We start from the raw sequence: 23,510 nt of genomic DNA on the forward strand, positions 1-23,510 counted from the left end.
GGCCGTTCGTGAGGTTTGCGTGGGGTGCCGGGCGGGTCCCCGCGGTCAGACGGCGGCCTTCTTCAGGCGGCGCCGCTCGCGCTCGGACAGGCCGCCCCAGATGCCGAAGCGCTCGTCGTTGGCGAGGGCGTACTCGAGGCACTCGGAGCGGACCTCGCAGGCGAGGCAGACCTTCTTGGCCTCGCGGGTGGAGCCGCCCTTCTCGGGGAAGAACGACTCGGGGTCGGTCTGGGCGCACAGCGCGCGCTCCTGCCAGCCGAGTTCCTCGTCCGCGTCGTCGACCAGCAGTTGCTGCACCAGCTCGGTCATGTGCGCCCCTCGTCTGTCTTTCGCGTCCCCGTGATGCAGCCGTTACCGATCCGGCTGAACGACACGAGTGAAATTACAAGTGTGCTGCTCCGGGCGAGTCAAGCCGAGATCTGCTATTGGGCCCCTTATTCACTCTGCGGAACCAAGGCCATGCGTTAAGTGTTCAAATCGGCATAAACCTCGACACGCAAACGGGACCCTCAGGACTTCGCACCCTCGTGCGGAGCCCGCACGGGGAAGGACGCCCAGGACCTCGGTCTCGTTCCGGCACGGGCTCCGAGGCGAGCATGATCACAGTCCGATCACGGGATCGCAACGGGGCTTGCGCGCCCGGCATGTGCGCCATGTGTCCCGGTCTCCCCATGAGCAAACCTTTCATCTGGGAGATCAACCGGATGAGGTGAAACCTGTCCCGCCATGGGGCGTCGAGTTGACAGCAGAGGTGTGAACCGGTGTCCTTGTGGGCATGCTCGCGAACTCGGCCTCCACCTCGACCCGCACCGCCGGGTCCCACGGTGCTGCCCGCGCTCGCTGTAGCTGTCGCCGCCGCGGCTGTTGAGCCACGCGCCCGAGCGCGCTCCAGCCGCCGTCCGGCCCTTCCCGGCCCGGACGACCCGTTCCCCGCTGACCTCCTTTCACTGAGGAACCACCGCACCCCATGAACAGCGACAGCGACCTGCAGATCGCCGGCGACATCCTCGAGGTGCCGCACCTGCTCCAGGCACCGCGCGAGCACCCCTCGACCGTGGCGGAGTTCGCCGGCCTGGCCCGTTCCATCGCCGCCGACCGCGCCCAGTGGGCGCACCTGGTCCGCTACGACGCGACGACGCGCTGGTACCACCGGCTGCGCAGCGTCCCCGCCGTGCCCGGCTCCGCGCCGGGCGGCGCCCCGGCCGGCTACGAGGTGTGGCTGCTGTCCTGGGTGCCCGGGCAGGGCAGCGGCCCGCACGACCACGGCCGCTCCAGCGGCGTGCTGACCGTCCTGGACGGCACGCTGACCGAGCGGACCGAGCGGGGCACGCGCGCGCTGGGCCCGGGCGCCCAGCGGGTGTTCGCGCCGGGGTACGTGCACGAGGTCGTCAACGACACGCTGGAACCGGCGGTCAGCCTGCACGTGTACTTCCCCGGCCTGACCGAGATGCCGATGCACCCCGCCGCCGCGTGCACCGGGGCGCCGCACGACCGGGTGGACACCGTCGGCGCGTAACCGGCGCGCGCACACGGGCGGGTGCCGCGTCGGCGGCCGTGTGCCCCGTTGTCGTACCGGCCTGCCAGACTTGCCCCATGCGGATTGTGGTTCTGGCAGGCGGCATCGGTGGTGCCCGGTTCCTGCGCGGCCTGAAGCGGGCCGTGCCGGACGCGGACGTCACGGTCATCGGCAACACCGGCGACGACATCCACCTCTTCGGGCTGAAGGTCTGCCCGGACCTGGACACGGTGATGTACACGCTCGGCGGCGGCATCAACGAGGAGCAGGGCTGGGGCCGGGCCGACGAGACCTTCCACCTCAAGGAGGAACTCGCGGCCTACGGCGCCGGGCCGGAGTGGTTCGGGCTCGGCGACCGGGACTTCGCCACGCACATCGTGCGCTCCCAGATGATCGGCGCCGGGTACCCGCTGAGCGCGGTGACCGAGGCGCTGTGCGACCGGTGGAAGCCGGGCGTGCGGCTGATCCCGATGACCGACGACCGCGTGGAGACGCACGTGGCCGTCGAGATCGACGGCGAGCGCAGGGCGATCCACTTCCAGGAGTACTGGGTGCGGCTGCGGGCCTCGGTGCCGGCCGAGGCGGTGGTGCCGGTCGGCGCCGAGCAGGCGAAGCCGGCGCCGGGCGTGCTGGAGGCGATCGCCGAGGCGGACGTGATCCTCTTCCCGCCGTCCAACCCCGTGGTCTCCATCGGCACCATCCTGGCCGTGCCCGGTATCAGGGAGGCCATCGCCGACGCGGGCGTGCCGGTGGTCGGCCTGTCCCCCATCGTCGGGGACGCGCCCGTGCGCGGCATGGCCGACAAGGTCCTCGCCGCGGTCGGCGTGGAGTCCACGGCCGCGGCGGTCGCCGAGCACTACGGCTCCGGGCTGCTGGACGGCTGGCTGGTCGACAGCGTGGACGCGGACTCGGTGGAACGGGTCGAGGCGGCCGGGATCCGGTGCCGGGCGGTGCCGCTGATGATGACCGACGTCGACGCCGCGGCCGGGATGGCACGGGAGGCGCTCGCCCTGGCCGAGGAGGTACGGGGAGCATGAGCGGCACACCGTCGGGCAGGGCGGCGGACGAGACGGTCACGGGAGGCGCGGCGGACGCGGCCGACGCGGCGGACGCGGCGGACGCGATCAGGGAAGGCGCGGGGAACGCGGTCCCGGCGGGCGCGGCGGACGCGGTCCCGGGAGGCGCGGCGGCGCGGGACGCCTCCGGGTTCCGGGTCTGGGCCGTGGCCGGGATCCCCGAGGTCGCGCCGGGCGACGACCTCGCCAAGCTGATCGCGGGCGCCGAGCCCGGGCTGGCCGACGGGGACGTGCTCCTCGTCACCTCGAAGATCGTCTCCAAGGCCGAGGGGCGCGTCGTCGAGGCGGCGGACCGGGAGGCCGCGATCGACGCCGAGACCGTCCGGGTGGTGGCCCGGCGCGGACCGCTGCGGATCGTCGAGAACCGGCAGGGACTGATCATGGCGGCCGCCGGCGTGGACGCCTCCAACACCCCCGCCGGCACCGTGCTGCTGCTGCCCGAGGACCCGGACGCCTCCGCGCGGGCGATCCGCGGCGGACTGCGCGACGCGCTCGGCGTCACCGTCGGCGTGATCGTCACCGACACCTTCGGGCGCCCCTGGCGCACCGGCCTGACGGACGTCGCCATCGGCGCCGCCGGCGTCCGTGTGCTGGACGACCTGCGCGGCGGCACCGACACGCACGGCAACCCGCTCGGCTCGACCGTCGTCGCCACCGCCGACGAACTCGCCGCCGCCGGCGACCTGGTCAAGGGCAAGACCGCCGGGCTGCCCGTCGCCGTGGTGCGCGGACTGCCGCACCTGGTGGGCGAGGACGACGACCGGGGAGCGAGAGCGATGGTGCGCGACACACGCGACGACATGTTCCGGCTCGGCACCTCCGAGGCCGTGCGCCAGGCGGTGACCCAGCGCCGGACCGTACGGTCCTTCACCGCCGAACCCGTCGACCCCGGCGCGGTACGGCGCGCGGTCGCCGCGGCGGTCACCGCGCCCGCGCCCCACCACACCACGCCGTGGCGGTTCGTGCTGCTGGAGTCCGAACGGTCGCGGACCCGGCTGCTCGACGCGATGCGCGACGCCTGGGTCGCCGACCTGCGGCGGGACGGCAAGAGCGAGGAGTCGATCGCCAAGCGGGTGCGCCGCGGCGACGTGCTGCGCAACGCGCCGTACCTGGTGGTGCCCTGCCTGGTCATGGACGGCTCGCACACCTACGGCGACGCGCGGCGGGACGGCGCCGAACGGGAGATGTTCGTGGTCGCCGCCGGGGCCGGGGTGCAGAACTTCCTGGTCGCGCTGGCCGGGGAGCGGCTCGGGTCGGCGTGGGTGTCCTCCACCATGTTCTGCCGGGACGTGGTGCGCGAGGTGCTGGAACTGCCCGCGCACTGGGACCCGATGGGCGCGGTGGCGGTGGGGCATCCGGCACGGGAGCCGGAGCCGCGGCCGCAGCGCACTGCGGAGGCCTTCGTCGAAGTGCGCTGAGGCGTCGACCGGGCCAGGGGCGCGCCCCGGGCCCGGTTCCGCCCGGCGGCCCGTGCGCCTCGTACCCCGTGGTTCGCACCCCGTGGCCCGTGGTTCGCACCCGGTGGCCCGTGGTTCGTGGCCCGTGGTTCGTGGCCCGTACCCCCGTGGTTCGTGGCCCGTGGTTCGTGGCCCGTGGGCTCGGGGGCCCGTAGGCTCGCCTACGCTCGTAGGGCTTCCCCGGACACCGTCGACCCCCTTGGACCCGCTCGTGGCAGGACGTTTCGCACCCCGGCCCACGCGTACCACCGTGCGCGGCGGGCATGTCGCCGTACCCGTGGGTGTGCCGCGGCAGGCCGCCGTGCCGGGGCGGGTGCGCACCCACGCACCGGACGGGCCGCTGGACCTCGGACTGGTGCTCGGCCCGCTGCGGCGCGGGCCGGGTGACCCGACGTTCCGGGCGATGCCCGACGGGTCGGTGTGGCGGGCCAGCCGGACACCGCTGGGGCCCGGGACGCTGCGCGTCCGCGCGAGCGGCGGGGAGATCCGCGGCGAGGCGTGGGGACCGGGCGCGGAGTGGCTGCTGGAGCGGTTGCCCGAGCTGCTGGGGGCCGCGGACGATCCGTCCGCGTTCACACCGCGGCACCGGCTGCTGGCGCTGGCCCGGCACCGGCGGCCCGGACTGCGGCTGACGCGGACCGGGCTGGTGCTGGAGTCGTTGATCCCCTCGATCCTGGAGCAGAAGGTCACGACGGTCGAGGCGTACGCGTCGTGGCGGGTGCTCGTCCGCACGTACGGCGAGCCGGCGCCCGGGCCGGCGCCGGAGCGGATGTACGTGATGCCGGCGCCCCGGACCTGGGCGCTGATCCCCTCCTGGGAGTGGCACCGGGCGAACGTCGACAACAAGCGGGCGTCGACGGTGCTGCGCGCGGTGCGGGTCGCGGCGCGGCTGGAGGAGGCGGCACGGATGCCTCCGGCGGACGCGCGCAAGCGGCTGGAGCTGGTCGCCGGGATCGGGCCGTGGACGTCGGCCGAGACCGTCCAGCGCAGTCACGGGGCCGCGGACGCGGTGACGGTGGGCGATCTGCATCTGCCCGGGATCGTGGGGTTCGCGCTGGCGGGGAACCGCGACGCGGACGACGCGGAGATGCTGCGCCTGCTGGAGCCCTACGCGGGACAGCGGCACCGGGCCGCCCGGCTGATCCTGCTGAGCGGGCGGGTACCGGCGCGGCGGGCGCCGCGGATGCCCGTGGGTGACATCCGCGGACTCTGAGGCGGACGGCGCGGAGGCCGGGTGGCGTCGCGGCCGCCCGGACCCGGCCGCCCGGACCGGGCGCCGCGGCCGGTGCGGTGCCCGCTGCGCGCGGGGCTCTACTGGTCCGAGGAGAATCTCACCGCGGCCGCCGGGATGCGGGCGTCGCACCAGACCCTTACGCCCTCCCGCAGTTCGTTGTCGGCGCCCACCACCGCGCCGTCGCCGACGACCGTGCCGGTGAGGACGGAGCGGGTGCCGACGCGGGCGCGGGTGCCGATCAGGGAGTCGGTGATGACCGCGCCGGGCTCGATCACGGCGCCGGGCAGGATGGCGCTGCCGTAGACGCGCGCGCCCTCGGCGACGAACGCGCCCTCGCCCACCACGGTGCCGCCGGTCAGCTTGGCGTCGGGGGCGACGACGGCCGTGGGCAGGACCAGGCGGTCGCCGCAGCGGCCGGGCACGGCCGGGGAGGGGGCGCGGCCCAGGACCAGGTCCGCCGAGCCGCGCACGAAGGCGGCCGGGGTGCCCAGGTCCAGCCAGTAGGTGGAGTCGACCATGCCCTGCAGGTGGGCGCCGGCCGACAGCAGGTCCGGGAAGGTCTCGCGCTCGACGGAGACCGGGCGGCCCTGCGGGATGGTGTCGATGACCGAGCGGCGGAAGACGTACGCCCCCGCGTTGATCTGGTCGGTGACGATCTCCTCCGGGGTCTGCGGCTTCTCCAGGAAGGCCAGGACGCGTCCGGTGCCGTCCGTGGGGACGAGGCCGTACGCCCGCGGGTCGCTCACCTTCGTCAGGTGCAGGGAGACGTCCGCGCCCGTCGTCTCGTGCGTGCGCACCAGCGCCCCGATGTCCAGCCCGGTCAGGATGTCGCCGTTGAAGACCAGGACCGGTTCGTCGGGGCCGGAGTGCAGGCGCGAGGCGACGTTGCGGATGGCGCCGCCGGTGCCCAGGGGCTCCTCCTCCGTCACGTACTCGAGGTGGAGCCCGAGCGAGGAGCCGTCGCCGAAGTACGGCTCGAACACCTCGGCCAGGTAGGAGGTGGCCAGGACGATGTGCTCGACGCCCGCGGCTCTCGCCCGCGCCAGTTGGTGTGTGAGGAAGGGCACTCCCGCGGCCCGCACCATGGGCTTCGGGGTGTGCACCGTGAGGGGACGCAGCCGGGTGCCCTTGCCGCCGACCAGGAGAATCGCTTCTGTCACCTGTCGTCTCTGCTTCCTGCCGGGACCGGCCGAACTGTCCTTCGGCCGGCCAGTGTATGCAGACGGTTGTCCAGCTCTCCGACGCCTCCTGGGCCCCGCGGGTTTCCCTCCGTCAGCGGCCCTGGTAGCGCGCCGCGGCCGAACGGGCCGAGCCGAGCTTGCCGTAGAGCTGCTTTCCGGGGCAGTCGGTGGCGAAGCCGTCCCGGTGGCCGGAGATCACGTGCAGGCGTACGTTCTTTCCTTTTTGGTAGAGGTTGCCACCGCCGGACTTCAGATATGTCTTTCCGCGCGGATTCATCCCGTAGAGGCCGAGCTTCCAGGCGGCCAGCCGTGCGACGGCGGTCACCGCGGCCGCGGCGGGCCTGGACCTGCTGAATGTGCCGATGACGGCGACGCCCATGCTGTTGGTGTTGAAGCCCATCGTGTGGGCGCCCAGCACCGCCTTGGCGACGCCCCCGGCCCGGCCCTCGTAGATGGTCCCGCACTTGTCGACGAGGAAGTTGTAGCCGATGTCGCGCCAGCCCATGCTCCTGACGTGGTAGCGGTAGATACTGCGGATGACCGAAGGGGCCTGCGAGCAGCGGTAGTTGTTGCCGGTGGCGGTGTGGTGGACGAAGGCCGCCCCGACCTTCTTGGTGTAGACGAACCCCCGGGCGCGCAGCGACTCGTCCGCGCCCCAGCCGCGCCGGGTGACGATGCGGGGGCGCGGTCCGATGTACGGCTTCGCGGGCCGGCGCCCCGTCAGGTCGCCGCCGCGCAGCTCGAGCAGTTCGCGTTCGGTGGCCTCCTGGCCGAGTTCCGGGATCTCGAGTGCGCCGATCGGGGCGAGTACGGCGTTGGCGGCGGAGGTGGCGGTCGCCTCCTCGCCGAGTTCCCCGGTCCACGCCGGGTCGGCCTCGGGGCCCGCGGTGACGGCGGGTTCGTCGCCGGGGTCGACGAGTTCGAGGCGGAGCCCGGAGGGCAGCGGGACGGGCGGGTCGGCCGGCCCGCCCCGGCCGCGCCCGCCCGCGTCGGCGCGGACCCGTACGTCGACGCCGTCGGAGTCGCCCACCCACAGCGGCGCCGTGGCTCCCCTGACCTGCCCGGTGGTGCGCTCGGCGGCGCCCGGGTCGGCCCCGTGGTCGGCGTTGTGCGTGTCGACGTCCTGCCAGTCCGACCAGGCGCCGGTGGCGGTGGAGCGGGTGCGGATCCGGACGCTGCCGTGCAGCGAGGTGTCGGGGTTGTCCCAGACGACACCGACCAGCGAGAAGTGGCGTACGTCCGTCCGGCGCAGCCCCTGTTCGGGGACGGCGCCGCCGGCCCTCTCCCCGGAGAGGGGGGCCAGAGGCAGGGACTGGGTGCTGCCGGGGACGGCGGCCGCCGGGTCGGCGGCGGACCCCGCCGCGGCCCGGGGCGCCACCGCCGCCACGGGGTCCGCCGCCGCCGCGGCCGCGGACGGGCCCGGCGCGAGGGTGAGCGCGGTGGCGCAGGTGACACCGATCGAGGACGCAAGGAATCCGTATCGACGCATGCTCCTGATCTTGAACATAGTCATACATATCTGTCCATTGGGGAACTGACGGACCGTCGGCTGCCGTTGCGCCATACCGGTGGCCGCCGCGGGGCCCGGGCGCGGCCCGGCCGTCCGCCGTTTCACCGCGCGGCAGCGGCGCGGCGTACGCTTGCGCGGGTGAACGCCACCGAACGCACCCCTGCCGACCTGCTGCGTTCCGCGCTCGCCGCGGACCCCGGGCGCCCCCTGGTGACCTTCTACGACGACGCCACCGGCGAACGGGTCGAATTGTCCGTGGCCACCTTCGCCAATTGGGTGGCCAAGACCGCGAACCTCCTCCAGGGCGACCTCGCCGCCGGACCCGGCGACCGGGTCACGCTGCTGCTGCCCGCGCACTGGCAGACGGCGGTGTGGCTGATGGCGTGCGGGTCGGTGGGCGCGGTGGCGGACGTCGGCGGGAACGCCGCGGCGGCCGATGTCGTGGTCAGCGGGCCGGACACGCTGGAGGCGGCCCGGGCCTGCACCGGGGAGCGCGTCGCGCTGGCGCTGCGTCCGCTGGGCGGGCGGTTCCCGCGGCCGCCGGAGGGCTTCCTCGACTACGCCGTCGAGGTGCCGGGGCAGGGCGACCGGTTCGCGCCGTTCGCGCCGGTGGACCCGGAGGAGCCCGCGCTGATCGTGGCCGGGGCCGAGTACACGGCGGCCGAGGTCGTGGAGCGGGCCCGGGGCGACGCGCCCGCCCTGGGCCTGACCGGCCCGGGCTCCCGGCTGCTGTCCGCACTGCCGTACGACACCTGGGAGGGCCTGAGCGCCGGGCTGTACGCCCCGCTGGCGGCCGGGGGGTCGGTCGTACTGTGCCGGAACCTGGACCGGCTGCCCGAGGAGTCCCTCGCCAAGCGCATCGAGGCGGAACGCGTCACGGCCACGGCGAGGTAGCACGCGCCCCCGGCGGCGACTGCGGCGCCGTGGCGCCCATGGCCGGCGGGCGCGCGGGCCTGCGGGCCGACGGGCTTGCGGGCCGACGGGCCGACGGGCTTGAGGGCCGACGGGCCGACGGGCTTGCGGGCCACAGCGCCCGTGCCCCACGGCCCGCACGCGCGGTGCCCACGGCACCGGCGGCGCACCCGCGGCGCCGCGGCACCAGCCGCAGCGGTGCATCATCCGCGGCACCCACAGCCCAAGGCGGGCGCGGCGTCCGCGGCCCACGGCCGCATGCGCGCCGCGCCCGCTCCTCACGGCACCCGCACTGCCCACAGCCTCAGCCGCACCCGCGCCTCAGGGCGTCACGCAGCACCGCGGCTCGGCACGTAAGGCGCACCCACGGCTCGGCGCGCAGGGAGCGCGCGGCTCGGCGCGTCAAGCAGCGGCCGCGGGGTCCCGGCACCCGCATCAACCGCGGCGCCGCATCGTCCGCGGCACCCCGCGGCCCAGGGCGCCGACATCACCCGCGGGCTACGGCCTCCATGCCGCGGCCCCATGCCCACGGGCCGCCCACCCACGCACCCGAGCCCACGGCCCGAGCAACCTCCAGAGCCCAAGTCGCAAGGCGGCCGCCCGCAGCCACAGCGGCAGGCGGCCCCCCGCAGCCCAGGGCGACCGGCGGCCCTCGTCGCCACCGCGCCCCCGGCGTCCTCGTCCGCGCCCTCTCGGCAGCGGGTTCCGGACCCGGGGCGGGTCACCCGTTCGGCGCAGCATCTTCCGCCCCCGGCCGTCGGCGCACGTCATCGTCGTAGGGACGAGAGCTGCACCGCACCGTCGTACGGCAGAGGGGTGGTCCCAGACGTGACGCGCAGCGCAGGCGCGCCGGACGGGCCGGCGGAGGGGCCGGACGCAGGCGCGGCCGGCGGCCCGGGGCCCGGGGACGCAGGCGCGGCCGGCGGCCTGGGGCCCGGGGCCGGGGCGTCCGCCACCGGGACCGGGCTCGCGCGTCGTCGGCGCCGGCGCTGGCTGCGGGGCGCCGCGCTGGGCACGGCCGTCCTGTTCGCCGCGGCCGGAGGGGCCGGGCTCGCCGTCTACGCCAAGCTCAGCGGCAACATCACCGCCGACGAGGCGGCCGCGGCCGAGCTCAGGCGGTACGAGAAGGAGCGGCCCACCGCGCTGGTCAAGGGTGCCCAGAACATCCTGCTGGTCGGCTCCGACTCGCGCGCCGGCTCCGGCAACGGGCAGTACGGGCACGACAACGGCACCGAGCGGTCCGACACCGTGATCCTGCTGCACCTGGCCGCCGACCGGCGCAGCGCCACCGCGGTGTCCCTGCCCCGGGACCTGATGGTGGACGTGCCGAGCTGCCGCCGCCCGGACGGCACCCGCACCGAGCCGATGTTCGCGATGTTCAACTACGCCTACGAGATGGGCGGCTCGGCCTGCCTCATCCGCACCGTGGAGAAGCTGACCGACATCCGGGTCGACCACCACGTGGTCGTGGACTTCAGCGGGTTCAAGGAGATGGTCGACGCGATCGACGGCGTCGAGGTGTGCCTGAAGCAGCCCATGAACGACAAGGACGCCAAGCTGCGGCTGCCCGCGGGCCGGGTGGCGCTCGACGGCGAGCAGGCGCTCGGCTACGTCCGCGCCCGCAAGTCGCTCGGCAACGGCAGCGACACCGACCGGATGGAGCGCCAGCAGCGCTTCCTCGGCGCGCTCGTCGGCAAGGTCCGCAGCGACGACGTCCTGCTGAACCCGGCGAAGCTGTATCCCGTCCTGGACGCGGCCACCTCGTCCCTGACCACCGACCCGGCGCTGGCGAGCCTGCGCGGCCTGTACCAGCTGGTGCGGGGGCTGCGCGAGATCCCCACCGAACGGGTGCGGTTCCTGACGGTCCCGCGCGAGTCGTACGTCTACAACGCCAACCGCGACCAGCTCGTGGAACCGGAGGCCGAAAAGCTGTTCGCGCGGCTGCGCGCGGACGAGGCGGTGGAGGTCTCCCGGGAAGTTCCACAGGATTCCGGAGCAAACGGAGCGAATTCGACTTCCAGGACCGCGGATTCCGGGTCGGATTCCCTGACGGAAGTGGATTCGTCTGCGCAACCGCCCGACTACGTTCGGTATGTTTTGCGGAGCACCGGCGAGGAGGCCGGTGAGGGGCCCGACGGCTCCGGGAAGACGTCCTCCCCCACCCCGACCTACCGGGGGAACACGGCCGCAGAGGACCTGTGCGGGTAAAGCCGCGGCCAAAGGCGAACTTTTGTCCAAGGAAATGGGCGGATTGCCCACTTGTAGGGACGTGGAATTTGTCACCGCCGTCGCTCAATGCCGAACCGGGCGGATAGTGTGAGCGATCCGGTGCATCCGGCCGCGAGGTCTTCCTGGGGTCGTGCACTGAGAGACCAGACCTGAGCGCCTTGTGGGGGGAAGGCGCCGCGTGGCCCCGACGGAGGATTCGGTAAACCGTGGACGCGCAAGGCCGTGGGCGGGCGGACAACATCGACCCCGCAGACCAGTGGGTGCTCAACCCGCACACCGGCGAATACGAACTGCGACTGACTCCTTCCGCTCCGCAGTCCTCGGTACCGGGGCCGCGCAGGCCCGGAGGCCGTCCGGGCGGCGGCACGGCCGGGCCCGGCACGGCGCAGGGCCGTACGGCGGCTCCGGGCCGCCCGCGGCCCGGCGGCGGCCCGCAGGGCTCCCCAGCGGCGCCCGGCACGGACATCCCGCACCCCCGCCGCCGGCGCGCCGCTCCCGAGGAGCCGCTGCCGGGGCGCCGCGGACGCCGGCCGGTGAAGAAGAAGTCGAAGGCGAAGAAGGTCCTGCTGTGGACCGGCGGCACCATGGCCTTCGTGGTGCTCGCCGCGACGACCGCCGGCTACCTCTACATCAAGCACCTCAACGACAACATCACCTCCGTCTCCGACGACGGCGCGAGCACCGGTGGCTTCCAGAAGGACAAGGCCATCAACATCCTGCTGATCGGCACGGACAAGCGCACCGGCGCCGGCAACCAGGGCTACGGCGACTCCGGCAGCGTCGGTCACGCCGACACCACGATCCTGCTGCACGTCTCCAAGGACCGCTCCAACGCGACCGCGCTGAGCATCCCGCGCGACCTCATCGTCGATGTGCCGGACTGCCCGACGAAGCAGCCCGACGGCAGCACCAAGGTCATCCCCGGCAGCCGCAACGCCCGCTTCAACACGAGCCTCGGGCAGGACGAGCGCACACCGAGCTGCACCATGCGCACGGTCACCCAGCTCACCGGCATCACCCCGGACGACTTCATGGTCGCCGACTTCAACGCGGTGAAGACGCTGACCACGGCGGTCGGCGGCGTCGACGTGTGCCTGGGCAAGGACATCAACGACAAGGACTCGCACCTCAACCTGAAGAAGGGCATGCGGCACATCCAGGGCGAGACCGCGCTGGCCTTCGTGCGCACCCGGCACGCGGTGGGCTTCGGCGGCGACCTGAGCCGGATCACCCTGCAACAGCAGTTCCTCAGCGCGCTGATGCGGAAGCTGAAGTCCAACTCCACGCTGACCAGCCCCACCAAGATGGTGGACGTCGCCGAGGCGGCCACCAAGGCGCTGACCGTCGACTCCAAGATCGACAGCATCGGCAAGCTGAAGGACCTCGGCCTGGAGCTCGGCAAGCTCAACCCCAAGAACCTCACCTTCACCACGGTGCCGGTGGTCGACAACCCGGCCGAGAAGGTCCACGCGACGGTCGTGCTCAAACCGACACAGGCCCAGCAGGTCTTCGCGGCGATAAAGAACGACGTCTCCTTCACCGAGGTCAAGAACCAGAAGAAGAAGGAGAAGGACGCCCAGGCCGCGCGGCTGAAGGGCACCCAGTCCGCCGCCTCCGAGGTGCGGGTCCGCATCATGAACGGCGGGGCGCCGGCCGGCAGCGCTCAGGAAACTCTTACCTGGCTGCAGAACGATCAGGGCGTGCTCAAATCGGAGAACGCCGGCAACGCACCCGCCGAACTCGGCAGGACCACGCTGGAGTACGCGCCCGACCAGGCGGCCCAGGCCCGCAAACTGGCCGCGGTCATGGGGCTGCCGGGCTCCGCGATGAAGCCCGGCAAGAGCGTCACCAACGCCCAGGGCCTGCCCGCGATGACACTGACGCTGGGCAAGGACTTCAAGGGCGCGGGCGTGCCGCTGACCGCTCCGGAGAAGGCACCGGACGTCGACAAGTCCACAGCGGACAAGGTTGAGTGCGCCAAGTGACCTGACGGGCCTGTTGTGCGTCTAACAAGACGCATGACAGGCCCGTCGACGGTGTGAGGGTGGGGAGGCAGGGGACATGACCCAGAGCAGTGTGCGCGGGGAGGGGACGCGAACGGACGTCCGGCGCACGCGAGGTGCCGACTGGACGGACGGCCGGCCGGAGGAGGACGAGACCGCGCCGGACGGCGACGGCCCGGGAAGAGGCGGCGGCGGCGCGGGCGGACGGCGCGACGGCCGGGGACGCCGGGGCGGGGGCAAGCGCCGTGTGCTGCGCTGGTCCGCGACGACGCTGGCGGTGCTGATACTCGGGACGGCCGGCGCCGGATACCTGTACTACCAGCACCTCAACGACAACATACGCAAGGGCGAGCGCAGCAGCGGCGACTCCAAGGCGCGCAAGTCGGAGCCGAACGCGGCCGGCCAGACGCCCCTGAACATCCTGCTGATCGGCTCCGACAGCCGTAACTCCGACGCGAACGTGGCCCTCGGCGGCAGCCGGGACAACCGCGGCAACCCGCCGCTCGGCGACGTGCAGATGCTGATCCACCTCTCGGCCGACCGCAAGAGCGCCGCCGTGGTCAGCATCCCCCGCGACACCCGGGTGAGCATCCCCCGGTGCACCGATCCCAAGACCGGCGAGGTCTATCCGCCGGTCACCGACATCATCAATGTGTCGCTGGCCCGCGGCGGCGCCGGCTGCACCCTCGCCACCTGGCAGAACCTCACCGGTGTCTACATCGACCACTGGATGACCATCGACTTCGCGGGCGTGGTGAAGATGGCCGACGCGATCGGCGGCGTCGACGTCTGCGTACAGCAGAACGTGTGGGACCGGCCGCTGCCGGCGGTGCCCGGCGGCTCCGGGCTGAAGCTGACGGCCGGCACGCACAAGGTGAAGGGCAAGCAGGCGCTGCAGTGGCTGCGCACCCGGCATGCCTGGGGCAGCGACCCGCTGCGGGCCAGGGCCCAGCACATGTACCTGAACTCGATGATCCGGGTGCTCAAGCAGCAGAACGTCTTCACCGGCACCGGCCGGCTGATGGACCTGGCCGAGGCGGCCACCAAGTCGCTCCAGGTCTCCGAGGAGATCGGCACCGTCAAGAAGCTGTACGACCTCGGCATGCAGCTCAAGACGGTCCCGACGAACCGCATCACGATGACGACCATGCCGTGGGTCGAGGACCCGGACAACCGCGACCACGTGGTGCCGGACGGCGCCAACGCCGACAAGATGTGGCAGATGCTCCGCGACGACGTGGCCTTCGACGGCAACGGCAAGGACTCCCCCGCGAAGCAGGCGGCCGATCAGGACGAGGAGCGGGCCGGTGCGCGGCCCGCGCACACCGACGGCCAGATCGGCGTCTCGGTGCGCAACGGCACCCGTACGGCCACCACGGCCGCGGTCCCGCACCGTGCGGCCGACATCAGCCAGGTGCTCGCGCAGAAGGGTTTCTCCAGGGCCGCCGCCGACGCGTCGGTGACGCCGTCGGCGGAGCGGACCGTGGTGCGCTACCCGAGCGCCGAACTGAAGGGCGACGCCGAGCGCGTCGCCGGGGCGCTGGGCATCCCCCTCGGTTCGGTGGAGAAGTCGACCGACGTCTCCGGAGTCACCGTCGTCGTCGGCGCCGACTGGCGCAGCGGCTCGGCGTACCCGAAGCAGGCGCCCCCGAAGGCGGGGGACATCCCCGAGAACGCCGACGCCATCAACGGCGCCGACACCAAGCAGTGCATGCCCGTGTACGCGCCCTACCGCTGGTAGCGGCGCGTCCAACGGCCACGGTCCTCGCAACTCCCGCAGATCGCGGGTGGTGCGAGGACCGTTGGAACTCAAGGGCGCCGGTCCGAGCCGTCAGCCGGCGGCGAGCGTCAACCGGCGGCGAGTGTCAACCGGCGGCGAGTGTCAACCGGCGGCGAGTGTCATCGGCGGTGGGCGTCAGTCGGTGGTGGGTGTCAGTCGGTGGCGGGGGTGGCGACGACCGCGGGCCTGCGCGAGGCGATGACCTTCCTCGCCAGCGACCTGGGACTGGTCAGGAAGCCCCAGCCCCACGACATGTGCATGGTCGCGAGCGCCACCGGTATCCGCAGCCGCGCCTTCCACGGCAGCCCCCTGCCCGCGGGCAGCGACCCCGCGACGATCGCCGCCAGATAGCCGCCGGGCACCACGAACCCCCACGGCGTCAGCGCCGCGCCGGCCACGAGCCCGGCCGCGATGGCGCACACGGCGGCCGGCGGGGCGAGGTAGCGCAGGTTGATGGAGCCCTGGTGGTAGCGGGCGACGACGTGCCGCCAGCGGCCGTAGTCCTTGTACTGCCTGGCCAGTGCCCGCACGTTCGGGCGGGGCCGGTAGGAGACCCGCAGCTCGGGCGAGAACCAGATCAGGCCGCCCGCCTCGCGGATGCGGAAGTTCAGCTCCCAGTCCTGGGCGCGGATGAACTCCTCGTTGTAGCCGCCCTGTTGCTCCAGGGCCTCACGGCGGAAGACACCCAGGTAGACCGTCTCGGCCGGTCCGGGCTCGCCGCCGGTGTGGAAGGCGGCGTTGCCCACGCCGATCCTCGAGGTCATCGCGGCGGCGACCGCGTGCTCCCAGTCGTTCTCACCCTCGGCGTGCATGACGCCGCCGACGTTCTGCGCGCCCGTCTCGTCCAGGAGGCGGACCGCGGTGGCGATGTAGTCCGGCGACAGCATCCCGTGGCCGTCGACGCGCACCACCACCGGATGGCGCGAGGCCTTGATCGCGGCGTTGAGCGCGGCGGGGGTACGGCCGGTGGGGTTGGGAACCGTGTGCACGCGCGGGTCGTCCCGGACGAGCTCGGCGGCGATCTCGTCCGTGCGGTCCGTGGACGGACCCAGGGCGATCACGACCTCCATCTCGCCGTCGTACTCCTGCGCGAGGATCGCTTCGACGGCCCCGCGCAGATGCCGCTCCTCGTTGAGGACGGGCATGATCACAGATACGGCGGGGAACCGCACGTCGGGCTTGGCGTTCATCGGTGCTCACGTTACCGCGAACGGGGGACACCGGTGCGCGCGGCGGGGGCCGCCTGACCGGGCTGCAGATCGTATGGCCCTACGGTGCTCACGGTGCCCACCCACGCCATAAGCGGAGGTGTCCGACCATGTCCACCAAGCCGTCCCGGCCGCCCGCCCCGTCGCCCCGAGCGCCGCAGCAGGCCACCGGCTCCACGGCCTCCGGTCCCGCACGCCGGACCTCTCCGGCCCGGCAGCCCCCCGCCCCCGCGCGGTCCCCCGCCCCCGCGCGGCGGACCGCACCGGCGCGGCGGACCGCCTCCCCCGGACGGCCGGGCGCCCGGGTGCCGTACGCGCCCGTGCCGCGCCGCAGGCCCCGCTGGGCCATGCGGGCCGTCACCACGCTGTCGGTGGTGGTGCTCGCCTCCGCCGGGATCGGGCACGCGGTGGTCTCCAGCCTGGACGCCGACATCGCCCGGGTCGACCCGTTCCGGGACATGAAGAACCGCCCGCAGGCGGGCAACGGCATGAACGTCCTGCTGGTCGGCACCGACGGCCGGGACCGGATCAGCGAGCAGGACCGGCGCCGGTACCGGCTGGGCGGACAGCCCTGCCACTGCACCGACACCATGATGATCGTGCACCTGTCGGAGGACCGCAGACGGGCCAGCGTGGTCAGCCTGCCGCGGGACTCCTACGCGGAGGTCCCGGCCCACACCGACCGCGTCACCGGCCGGCAGCACGGGCCGCACCCGGTGAAGCTGAACGCGGCCTACGCGGAGGGCGGCCCCCACCTCACCGTGCGCACGGTCGAGAACATGACCCACCTGAAGATCGACCACTATCTGGAGGTCGACTTCACCACCTTCATGCGGACGGTCGACGTCCTGGGCGGGGTGCGGATCTGCACCTCCGAACCGCTCAAGGACAGCTACACCGGGCTGGACCTGCCGGCCGGCACCCACACGTTCACCGGCGGCCAGGCCCTGCAGTACGTCCGCTCCCGGCACGTCGACGGGGCCAGCGACCTGGGCCGGATGAAACGGCAGCAGAGCTTCCTGGCCGCCCTGATCGAGCGGGCGACCTCCTCGCGGGTGCTGCTGAACCCCATGCGGTTCCGGGACGTGACCCGGGCCGTGCTGGGCTCGGTCCGGGCGGACAAGGGCTTCCACACCGAGGAGCTGCTGGACCTCGGGCGGGCGATGCGGAACTTCTCGCCCTCCTCCTCCGAGTTCACCACCGTGCCGGTCGCCCGGATGTCGTACCCCGTCAAGGGGCTCGGCTCGACCGTGAAGTGGGACGCGGCCCGGGCGGACGCGCTGTTCCGGGCGCTGCGCGAGGACCGGCCGCTGGCGGTGCGCAAGCCGTCCCGGCGGCCGGCGGAGCGGCCGGTGGACGTGGAGGTCGCCCCGCAGCGGATCCGGGTGCAGGTGGAGAACGGCGTGGGCACGGCCGGGCTGGGCCGGCGCGTGGACACGGCGCTGGCGGCGGCCGGGTTCCTCACGACGCGGACACCGATGGACGCCAAGGAGCACACCGCGCGCACGCTCGTCCTGTACGACCCCCGCTGGGACCGGTCGGCCCGGTCCGTGGCCGCCGCCCTGCCCGGCAGCGAACTGCGGGCCGTCCCGGGCCAGGGCCCCACGCTCAAGGTGATCGCGGGCGGCGACTTCCGCCAGGTGCGCAAGGTCCAGGTCCAGAACCCGGCCCAGCAGTCCGCCACGGTGGTGACCGGCGACGAGGTGGCCTGCTCCTGAGCCGGCGCCTCCGGACCGTCGCCTCCGAGCCGTCGCCTCCGGGCCGTCGCCTCCAGGCCGTCGCCTCCAGGCCGTCGCCTCCGGGCGGTCCTGTGCCCCGCCCCCGTGGGCGGGGTCAGTCCTCGTAGCCCTCCGCGGCGCGCTTCTCGCGGAGTTCCCTGATCTCGCGGCGGCGGGCCAGCCGGTGGGTGCGGCGGATCTGGGCCTCCTGGTAGCGGCGCTTGTCCTTCTCCGTCTCGGGCAGCACCGGCGGCACGATCCGCGGCTTGCCGTCGGCGTCCACCGCGGCGAAGACGAGATAGGCGGAGCCGACCTGGGTCGGCGGGGTGGACTCGTTCCAGCGCTCGGCCAGGACGCGCACGCCGACCTCCATCGAGGTCCGGCCGGTCCAGTTCACCTGGGCCTTCACATGGACGAGGTCGCCCACCCGGACCGGCTCCAGGAACACCATCTCGTCCATGGAGGCGGTGACGGCGGGTCCGCCGCTGTGCCGGCCGGCCACGGCTCCCGCCGCGTCGTCGACCAGCTTCATGATCACCCCGCCGTGCACCGTCCCCAGGAGGTTGGTGTCGTTGTGGGTCATGATGTGGCTCAGGGTGGTGCGGGACGCCGAGGTCGGCTTGCCCGGAATGTCCGGAGTTCCGGACTCGGCGGCGGCGGGGGCCTGGTCTGTCATGCCCCCACCCTATGCCGAGGCGACATCCGGGGATTTTGTGTCAGCTTGGCAACAGCGGCGACCTTATTTTCCGACGGGCCTTGTAAGGCACACCGTCGTGCCCTGCACACTGGGGCGCATGAATGATTGGCCCGATGGATGGTCCGGTGAGAACGGCGGCCCCCGATACGGACGCGGCAGTGCCGGCGCACAGCCGGAGGGCGCCCGCGTGATGCGTCAAGTGCGGCGCGGCGGCCCGGCGGTACCGCCCGCGCGGGACGGCGGCTACGGCGGCCAGGGTCCGTCGGCCCCGCCGTACGGGGTCCCGCGGCAGCCGTCGTACGTCGACGGCCGCGGCTACGACGACGCCGGGAACCACGACGGCTACGGCTACGACAGCGGCTACAACACCGGCCAGGTCTACGGCGCCCCGGGCGGCGGCGGACCCGGTGACGGCTACGGCGGCCCCGGCCGCCCCGCGCCGAACTGGCGCCGCCGCATCAAGTGGGCCGCGCTGACCCTGGTCACCGTGCTGGTGGTCACCTCCGTCGCGACCTACTTCTGGGCCGACTCCAAGCTGCACCGCGACGTCGACCTGTCCAAGGTGATCGACCGGCCGGAGACGGGCAAGGGCACCAACTACCTGATCGTCGGCTCGGACAGCCGGGCCGGGCTGTCCGACGCGGACAAGAAGAAGCTGCACACCGGGTCCGCCGAGGGCAAGCGCACGGACTCGATGATGATCCTGCACGTCGGTGACAACGGCGACACCCTGATATCCCTGCCGCGCGACTCCAACGTCACGATCCCGAAGTTCCAGGGCTCGGAGTCCGGCAAGCTCCGCGGCCCGCTCGGCCAGAACAAGCTGAACGCCGCCTACGCCTTCGACGGCCCGACGCTGCTGGTGCGCACCATCGAGTACAACACCGGCCTGCACATCGACCACTACGTGGAGATCGGCTTCGCCGGCTTCGCCAACATCGTGGACGCGGTCGGCGGCGTCGACATCACCATCGACAAGCCCTTCAAGGACAAGTACTCGGGCGCCGACTTCCAGGCCGGCAAGCAGACCCTGAACGGCGAGCAGGCCCTGGCCTTCGTCCGCACCCGGCACGCCTTCGCCGCCAGCGACCTGCAGCGCACCAAGAACCAGCAGAAGTTCCTCTCCGCGCTGGCGCACCAGGTGGCGACCCCCTCGACGGTGCTGAACCCCTTCACGCTCTACCCGACGATGAGCGCCGGCCTGGACTCGCTGATCGTCGACAAGGACATGAGCCTGTGGGACCTGGCGTCGATGTTCTGGGCGATGAAGGGCGTCAGCGGCGGCGACGGCACCTCCATGAACATGCCGATATCGGGCTCCGCCGGCGGCAACCTCGTCTGGGACAAGGCCAAGGTCAAGACGCTGGTGAACCAGCTGAAGAACGACGAGAAGGTCACCGTCACGAGCGACTGACCGGGCGACCGCGCCCGAACCGTACGGCCGCACCACCAGGAGCCCCGCGATCCGCTTCACGCGCCGCGGGGCTCCCGCGTGTGCTGCCGGGGTTCAGGGCTGGGGGCTCAGCTCATGCCGGCGCCCGCCATCGTGCGGCACATGTCGGCGCAGTGCCGACACGCCTGCGCACAGCGCATCATCATCGGATCGTCGGGCATGGACATACACGCCTCGGCGCACATGTCGCAGGCCTTGGCGCACATCGCGCACATCTCGGCCGACATCGGCGAGCGGCGCATCATCATGTCCGCGCACATGCGGGTCGTCTCGGAGCAGTCCATGAGCGCCCGCATGATCTGCATCTGCGCCTGGCCGCCCATCTGCATGCAGGAGCTCATGGCTTCCTCGCAGATGTTGTGGCAGCTCATGCAGGCGTCGACGCAGTCCTGCATCTCCTTGCTCATGGCGGCCATGGCGCCGGGCTGGGTGTTGGTCACGGCTCCTCCTTGGGGGACGAGAGGGGCCCGGGGCGGGCCCCGTTCCCCTCCGTCGTACGCCCCGGCACCCCGACGCGCCATCCGGCACACACACCGGCTCCGCTGCACCCGTCCGGGTGAGGCCGCGGTGCCGCGCGGGAGGGGAGCCCGCAGTGGCGGGCGCGGACGGGCGCCTGCCGCACGGGGCGCGCGTCCGCCGGAAACACTACGGCCCCCGGCGCGTGCCGGGGGCCGTGGTACTCGTGGTGTCCGGGTCACCCGCCTCGCCGTTACGGCAGGTTCCTCGCCATCACGATCCGCTGCACTTGGTTCGTGCCCTCATAAATCTGGGTGATCTTGGCGTCGCGCATCATGCGCTCGACCGGGTAGTCGCGGGTGTAGCCGTAGCCGCCGAGGAGCTGGACGGCGTCGGTGGTGACCTCCATGGCGACGTCGGAGGCGAAGCACTTGGCGGCGGCGCCCTGGAAGGTGAGGTCGGGGTCGTTGCGCTCGGACTTGGCGGCGGCCGCGTAGGTCAGCTGGCGGGCGGCCTCGATCTTCATGGCCATGTCCGCGAGCATGAACTGGATGCCCTGGAAGTCGCCGATCGGCTTGCCGAACTGCTTGCGCTCGCGCACATAGCCCTTGGCGTAGTCGAGGGCGCCCTGGGCGATGCCGAGGGCCTGGGCGGCGATGGTGATGCGGGTGTGGTCGAGGGTGCGCATCGCGGTGGCGAAGCCGGTGCCCTCGGCGCCGATCATGCGGTCGGCCGGGATGCGGACGTCGTCGAGGTAGACCTCGCGGGTCGGGGAGCCCTTGATGCCGAGCTTCTTCTCCGGGGCGCCGAAGGAGACACCCGGGTCGGACTTCTCCACCACGAAGGCGGAGATGCCCTTGCTGCGCTTGTCGGGGTCGGTGACGGCCATCACCGTGTAGAACTCCGAGACGCCGGCGTTGGTGATCCAGCGCTTGACGCCGTTGAGGACGTAGTGGTCGCCGTCGCGGACCGCCTTGGTCTTCATGCCGGCCGCGTCCGAGCCGGCGTCCGGCTCGGAGAGGCAGTACGAGAACATCGCGTCGCCCTTGGCGAGCGGGCCCAGGTACTTCTTCTTCAGCTCCTCGGAGCCGGAGAGGATCACCGGCAGGGAGCCCAGCTTGTTCACGGCGGGGATGAGGGAGGAGGAGGCGCACACGCGGGCCACCTCCTCGATCACGATGACCGTGGCGAGGGCGTCCGCGCCCGCGCCGCCGTACTCCTCGGGCACGTGCACGGCGTGCAGGTCGCCCGCGACCAGCGCGTCGAGGGCCTCCTGCGGGAAGCGCGCCTCCTCGTCCACCGCGGCGGCGTACGGCGCGATCTTCGCCTCGGCCAGCGAGCGGACGGCGTCGCGGAGCATGTCGTGCTCCTCGGACGGGCGGTACAGGTCGAAGTCAGCCGATCCGGCCAAGGTCTCTCACTCCAAAGAAGACGCACTGACGCTAATTACCGTTAAGTAACTCAAATTTTAGAGGTCCGCCCACGCCCGTGAGTACGTGAGCTTGACGACAGCCGGGACACTGCCCGGCGAAGACCGCTCCCATGCCCCGGATATGCTCGGGCACCGCATCACCATCGTCCCTCTTGGAGCACCCATGAGCCTCAAGATCACTGTGATCGGCACCGGCTATCTCGGCGCGACCCACGCCGCGGCCATGGCCGAGCTCGGTTTCGAGGTGCTCGGGCTGGACGTCGTGCCCGAGAAGATCGAGACGCTGCGGCGGGGCGAGGTCCCGATGTACGAGCCCGGCCTCGAGGAGCTGCTGCGCCGGCACGTGGCCGGGATCGAGGGCTCGACGGGGCGGCTGCGCTTCACGATGGACTTCGCCGAGGCGGCGGCGTTCGGCGACATCCACTTCGTCTGCGTGAACACTCCGCAGAAGCACGGCGAGTACGCCTGCGACATGTCCTACGTCGACTCCGCGATCACCTCGCTCGCGCCGCACCTGACCGGGCCCGCCCTGGTGGTCGGCAAGTCGACCGTGCCCGTGGGCTCCGCCGACCGGCTGGCCCGGCTGATCGCCGAGCTGGCCCCCGCGGGCGAGGACGTGGAGCTCGCGTGGAACCCGGAGTTCCTGCGCGAGGGCTTCGCGGTGCGGGACACCCTGCACCCGGACCGGATCGTGGTGGGCGTGCGCAGCGAGCGGGCGGAGAAGCTGCTGCGCGAGGTGTACGCCACGCCGATCGGCGAGGGCTCCCCGTTCGTGGTCACCGACTTCCCTACCGCGGAGCTGGTGAAGACCTCCGCGAACTCCTTCCTCGCCACGAAGATCTCCTTCATCAACGCCATGGCCGAGGTGTGCGAGGCGGCGGGCGGCGACGTCGCGAAGCTGGCGGAGGCGATCGGGTACGACGACCGGATCGGCAGCAAGTTCCTGCGGGCCGGCATCGGCTTCGGCGGCGGCTGCCTGCCCAAGGACATCCGGGCCTTCATGGCGCGCGCCGGCGAGCTGGGCGCCGACCAGGCGCTGACCTTCCTGCGCGAGATCGACTCGATCAACATGCGCCAGCGCGGGCAGATGGTGGAGCTGGCCCGGCAGGCGCTGGGCGGCGGTCCGTTCCTCGGCAAGCGGGTCGCGGTGCTGGGCGCCACCTTCAAGCCCGACTCGGACGACGTGCGCGACTCGCCGGCGCTGAACGTGGCCGGCCAGATCCACCTCCAGGGCGGCCAGGTGACGGTCTACGACCCCAAGGGCATGGACAACGCCCGCCGGGTCTTCCCCACGCTCGGCTACGCCGGATCGGCGCTGGAGGCGGTGCGGGGCGCGGACGTCGTGCTGCATCTGACGGAGTGGCGCGAGTTCCGCGAGCTGGACCCGGCGGCGCTGGGCGAGGCCGTGGCGGTCCGGCTGGTGCTCGACGGGCGCAACGCGCTGGACCCGGAGCTGTGGCGGCGGGCCGGCTGGACGTACCGGGCGATGGGCCGCCCGACGGCGTAACGGCCGGGGACGGCCGGGGACGGCCGGACCGGCGAGGGGGCTCGCGGGCGGGCGACGCCGGTTCGGCCGAGGCTCAGTCGGCCGAACCGGCGTCTTCCCGCATTCTGCACCACCGCGCGGCCGCGCGGCGGTGAACCCGGG

Annotated in this window: 18 protein-coding genes; 11 read left to right on the forward strand and 7 right to left on the reverse strand. The window is 72.8% G+C overall.

Annotated elements, in window-relative coordinates:
• Nucleotides 1–45: 45 nt before the first annotated feature.
• The gene (locus ACI2LW_RS29585; protein WP_003975777.1) at nucleotides 46–309 is read right to left on the reverse strand and encodes a WhiB family transcriptional regulator; all 264 of its coding nucleotides are present in this window, start codon (nucleotides 307–309) and stop codon (nucleotides 46–48) included.
• Between the two features lie 658 nt (nucleotides 310–967).
• Here ACI2LW_RS29585 and ACI2LW_RS29590 point away from each other — a divergent pair.
• The 4 genes from ACI2LW_RS29590 to ACI2LW_RS29605 all read left to right on the forward strand — a co-directional run bounded on the left by ACI2LW_RS29590 (nucleotide 968) and on the right by ACI2LW_RS29605 (nucleotide 5,262).
• On the forward strand, nucleotides 968–1,516 hold the full coding sequence (locus tag ACI2LW_RS29590; RefSeq protein ID WP_404734310.1) for a cysteine dioxygenase: 549 nt from the start codon (nucleotides 968–970) through the stop codon (nucleotides 1,514–1,516).
• 77 nt (nucleotides 1,517–1,593) lie between these two features.
• Complete coding sequence (gene cofD, locus ACI2LW_RS29595; RefSeq protein ID WP_404734311.1) at nucleotides 1,594–2,553, forward strand: 2-phospho-L-lactate transferase; 960 nt, start codon at nucleotides 1,594–1,596, stop codon at nucleotides 2,551–2,553.
• Nucleotides 2,550–4,010 (forward strand): coenzyme F420-0:L-glutamate ligase, encoded by a 1,461-nt coding sequence (locus tag ACI2LW_RS29600; RefSeq protein ID WP_404734312.1) that lies wholly within the window; start codon nucleotides 2,550–2,552, stop codon nucleotides 4,008–4,010. Before cofD ends, ACI2LW_RS29600 begins: the two co-directional genes overlap by 4 nt.
• A 250-nt stretch (nucleotides 4,011–4,260) precedes the next feature.
• Nucleotides 4,261–5,262 carry a DNA-3-methyladenine glycosylase family protein gene (locus ACI2LW_RS29605; protein ID WP_404734313.1) on the forward strand — a complete coding sequence of 334 codons (1,002 nt, stop codon included), beginning with the start codon at nucleotides 4,261–4,263 and terminating at the stop codon, nucleotides 5,260–5,262.
• Nucleotides 5,263–5,360: 98 nt separating this feature from the next.
• Here the strand turns inward: ACI2LW_RS29605 and ACI2LW_RS29610 are convergent, their stop codons facing one another.
• On the reverse strand, nucleotides 5,361–6,443 hold the full coding sequence (locus ACI2LW_RS29610) for a sugar phosphate nucleotidyltransferase (protein ID WP_404734314.1): 1,083 nt from the start codon (nucleotides 6,441–6,443) through the stop codon (nucleotides 5,361–5,363).
• Between the two features lie 112 nt (nucleotides 6,444–6,555).
• Nucleotides 6,556–7,971, reverse strand: a complete 1,416-nt coding sequence (locus tag ACI2LW_RS29615; RefSeq protein ID WP_404734362.1) for a peptidoglycan recognition protein — start codon at nucleotides 7,969–7,971, stop codon at nucleotides 6,556–6,558.
• Between the two features lie 141 nt (nucleotides 7,972–8,112).
• On the opposite strand from ACI2LW_RS29615, the gene ACI2LW_RS29620 reads away from it, so the two are divergent.
• The 4 genes from ACI2LW_RS29620 (at nucleotide 8,113) to ACI2LW_RS29635 (ending at nucleotide 14,859) form a co-directional block, all read left to right on the forward strand.
• Entirely contained in the window at nucleotides 8,113–8,868 is a 756-nt protein-coding gene (locus ACI2LW_RS29620) for a TIGR03089 family protein (RefSeq protein WP_404734315.1), read from the forward strand.
• Nucleotides 8,869–9,813: 945 nt separating this feature from the next.
• Nucleotides 9,814–11,094, forward strand: coding sequence for an LCP family protein (locus ACI2LW_RS29625; protein WP_404734363.1), 1,281 nt, complete (start codon nucleotides 9,814–9,816; stop codon nucleotides 11,092–11,094).
• Between the two features lie 227 nt (nucleotides 11,095–11,321).
• Nucleotides 11,322–13,100 (forward strand): LCP family protein, encoded by a 1,779-nt coding sequence (locus tag ACI2LW_RS29630; RefSeq protein WP_404734316.1) that lies wholly within the window; start codon nucleotides 11,322–11,324, stop codon nucleotides 13,098–13,100.
• 76 nt (nucleotides 13,101–13,176) lie between these two features.
• Entirely contained in the window at nucleotides 13,177–14,859 is a 1,683-nt protein-coding gene (locus tag ACI2LW_RS29635; protein WP_404734317.1) for an LCP family protein, read from the forward strand.
• A 191-nt stretch (nucleotides 14,860–15,050) separates the two neighbouring features.
• Here ACI2LW_RS29635 and ACI2LW_RS29640 read toward each other — a convergent pair whose 3' ends face one another.
• Nucleotides 15,051–16,088 carry a glycosyltransferase family 2 protein gene (locus tag ACI2LW_RS29640; protein WP_404734318.1) on the reverse strand — a complete coding sequence of 346 codons (1,038 nt, stop codon included), beginning with the start codon at nucleotides 16,086–16,088 and terminating at the stop codon, nucleotides 15,051–15,053.
• Nucleotides 16,089–16,453: 365 nt separating this feature from the next.
• On the opposite strand from ACI2LW_RS29640, the gene ACI2LW_RS29645 reads away from it, so the two are divergent.
• A complete protein-coding gene (locus ACI2LW_RS29645) occupies nucleotides 16,454–17,824 on the forward strand; it encodes an LCP family protein (RefSeq protein WP_404734364.1) in 1,371 nt (456 codons plus the stop codon).
• Between the two features lie 115 nt (nucleotides 17,825–17,939).
• Here ACI2LW_RS29645 and ACI2LW_RS29650 read toward each other — a convergent pair whose 3' ends face one another.
• The gene (locus ACI2LW_RS29650; protein WP_404734319.1) at nucleotides 17,940–18,500 is read right to left on the reverse strand and encodes an acyl-CoA thioesterase; all 561 of its coding nucleotides are present in this window, start codon (nucleotides 18,498–18,500) and stop codon (nucleotides 17,940–17,942) included.
• 118 nt (nucleotides 18,501–18,618) lie between these two features.
• On the opposite strand from ACI2LW_RS29650, the gene ACI2LW_RS29655 reads away from it, so the two are divergent.
• Entirely contained in the window at nucleotides 18,619–19,935 is a 1,317-nt protein-coding gene (locus ACI2LW_RS29655) for an LCP family protein (RefSeq protein WP_404734320.1), read from the forward strand.
• A 107-nt stretch (nucleotides 19,936–20,042) separates the two neighbouring features.
• On the opposite strand, the gene ACI2LW_RS29660 is transcribed toward ACI2LW_RS29655, so the two are convergent.
• Entirely contained in the window at nucleotides 20,043–20,390 is a 348-nt protein-coding gene (locus ACI2LW_RS29660; RefSeq protein WP_404734365.1) for a four-helix bundle copper-binding protein, read from the reverse strand.
• 293 nt (nucleotides 20,391–20,683) lie between these two features.
• On the reverse strand, nucleotides 20,684–21,841 hold the full coding sequence (locus ACI2LW_RS29665) for an acyl-CoA dehydrogenase (RefSeq protein WP_404734321.1): 1,158 nt from the start codon (nucleotides 21,839–21,841) through the stop codon (nucleotides 20,684–20,686).
• Between the two features lie 184 nt (nucleotides 21,842–22,025).
• On the opposite strand from ACI2LW_RS29665, the gene ACI2LW_RS29670 reads away from it, so the two are divergent.
• Complete coding sequence (locus ACI2LW_RS29670; protein ID WP_404734322.1) at nucleotides 22,026–23,369, forward strand: UDP-glucose dehydrogenase family protein; 1,344 nt, start codon at nucleotides 22,026–22,028, stop codon at nucleotides 23,367–23,369.
• Nucleotides 23,370–23,510: the final 141 nt, after the last annotated feature.

Source organism: Streptomyces sp. NPDC004065 (genome assembly GCF_044903565.1).
Taxonomy (GTDB): domain Bacteria; phylum Actinomycetota; class Actinomycetes; order Streptomycetales; family Streptomycetaceae; genus Streptomyces.

Excerpts from the sequence above, each read along its gene's own strand:
- ACI2LW_RS29585 (WP_003975777.1), bottom strand. The coding sequence starts at position 309 with ATGACCGAGCTGGTGCAGCAACTGCTGGTCGACGACGCGGACGAGGAA.
- ACI2LW_RS29590 (WP_404734310.1), top strand. The coding sequence starts at position 968 with ATGAACAGCGACAGCGACCTGCAGATCGCCGGCGACATCCTCGAGGTG.
- cofD (WP_404734311.1), top strand. The coding sequence starts at position 1,594 with ATGCGGATTGTGGTTCTGGCAGGCGGCATCGGTGGTGCCCGGTTCCTG.
- ACI2LW_RS29600 (WP_404734312.1), top strand. The coding sequence starts at position 2,550 with ATGAGCGGCACACCGTCGGGCAGGGCGGCGGACGAGACGGTCACGGGA.
- ACI2LW_RS29615 (WP_404734362.1), bottom strand. The coding sequence starts at position 7,971 with ATGTTCAAGATCAGGAGCATGCGTCGATACGGATTCCTTGCGTCCTCG.
- ACI2LW_RS29635 (WP_404734317.1), top strand. The coding sequence starts at position 13,177 with ATGACCCAGAGCAGTGTGCGCGGGGAGGGGACGCGAACGGACGTCCGG.
- ACI2LW_RS29640 (WP_404734318.1), bottom strand. The coding sequence starts at position 16,088 with ATGAACGCCAAGCCCGACGTGCGGTTCCCCGCCGTATCTGTGATCATG.
- ACI2LW_RS29645 (WP_404734364.1), top strand. The coding sequence starts at position 16,454 with ATGCGGGCCGTCACCACGCTGTCGGTGGTGGTGCTCGCCTCCGCCGGG.
- ACI2LW_RS29650 (WP_404734319.1), bottom strand. The coding sequence starts at position 18,500 with ATGACAGACCAGGCCCCCGCCGCCGCCGAGTCCGGAACTCCGGACATT.
- ACI2LW_RS29655 (WP_404734320.1), top strand. The coding sequence starts at position 18,619 with ATGAATGATTGGCCCGATGGATGGTCCGGTGAGAACGGCGGCCCCCGA.
- ACI2LW_RS29660 (WP_404734365.1), bottom strand. The coding sequence starts at position 20,390 with ATGGCCGCCATGAGCAAGGAGATGCAGGACTGCGTCGACGCCTGCATG.
- ACI2LW_RS29670 (WP_404734322.1), top strand. The coding sequence starts at position 22,026 with ATGAGCCTCAAGATCACTGTGATCGGCACCGGCTATCTCGGCGCGACC.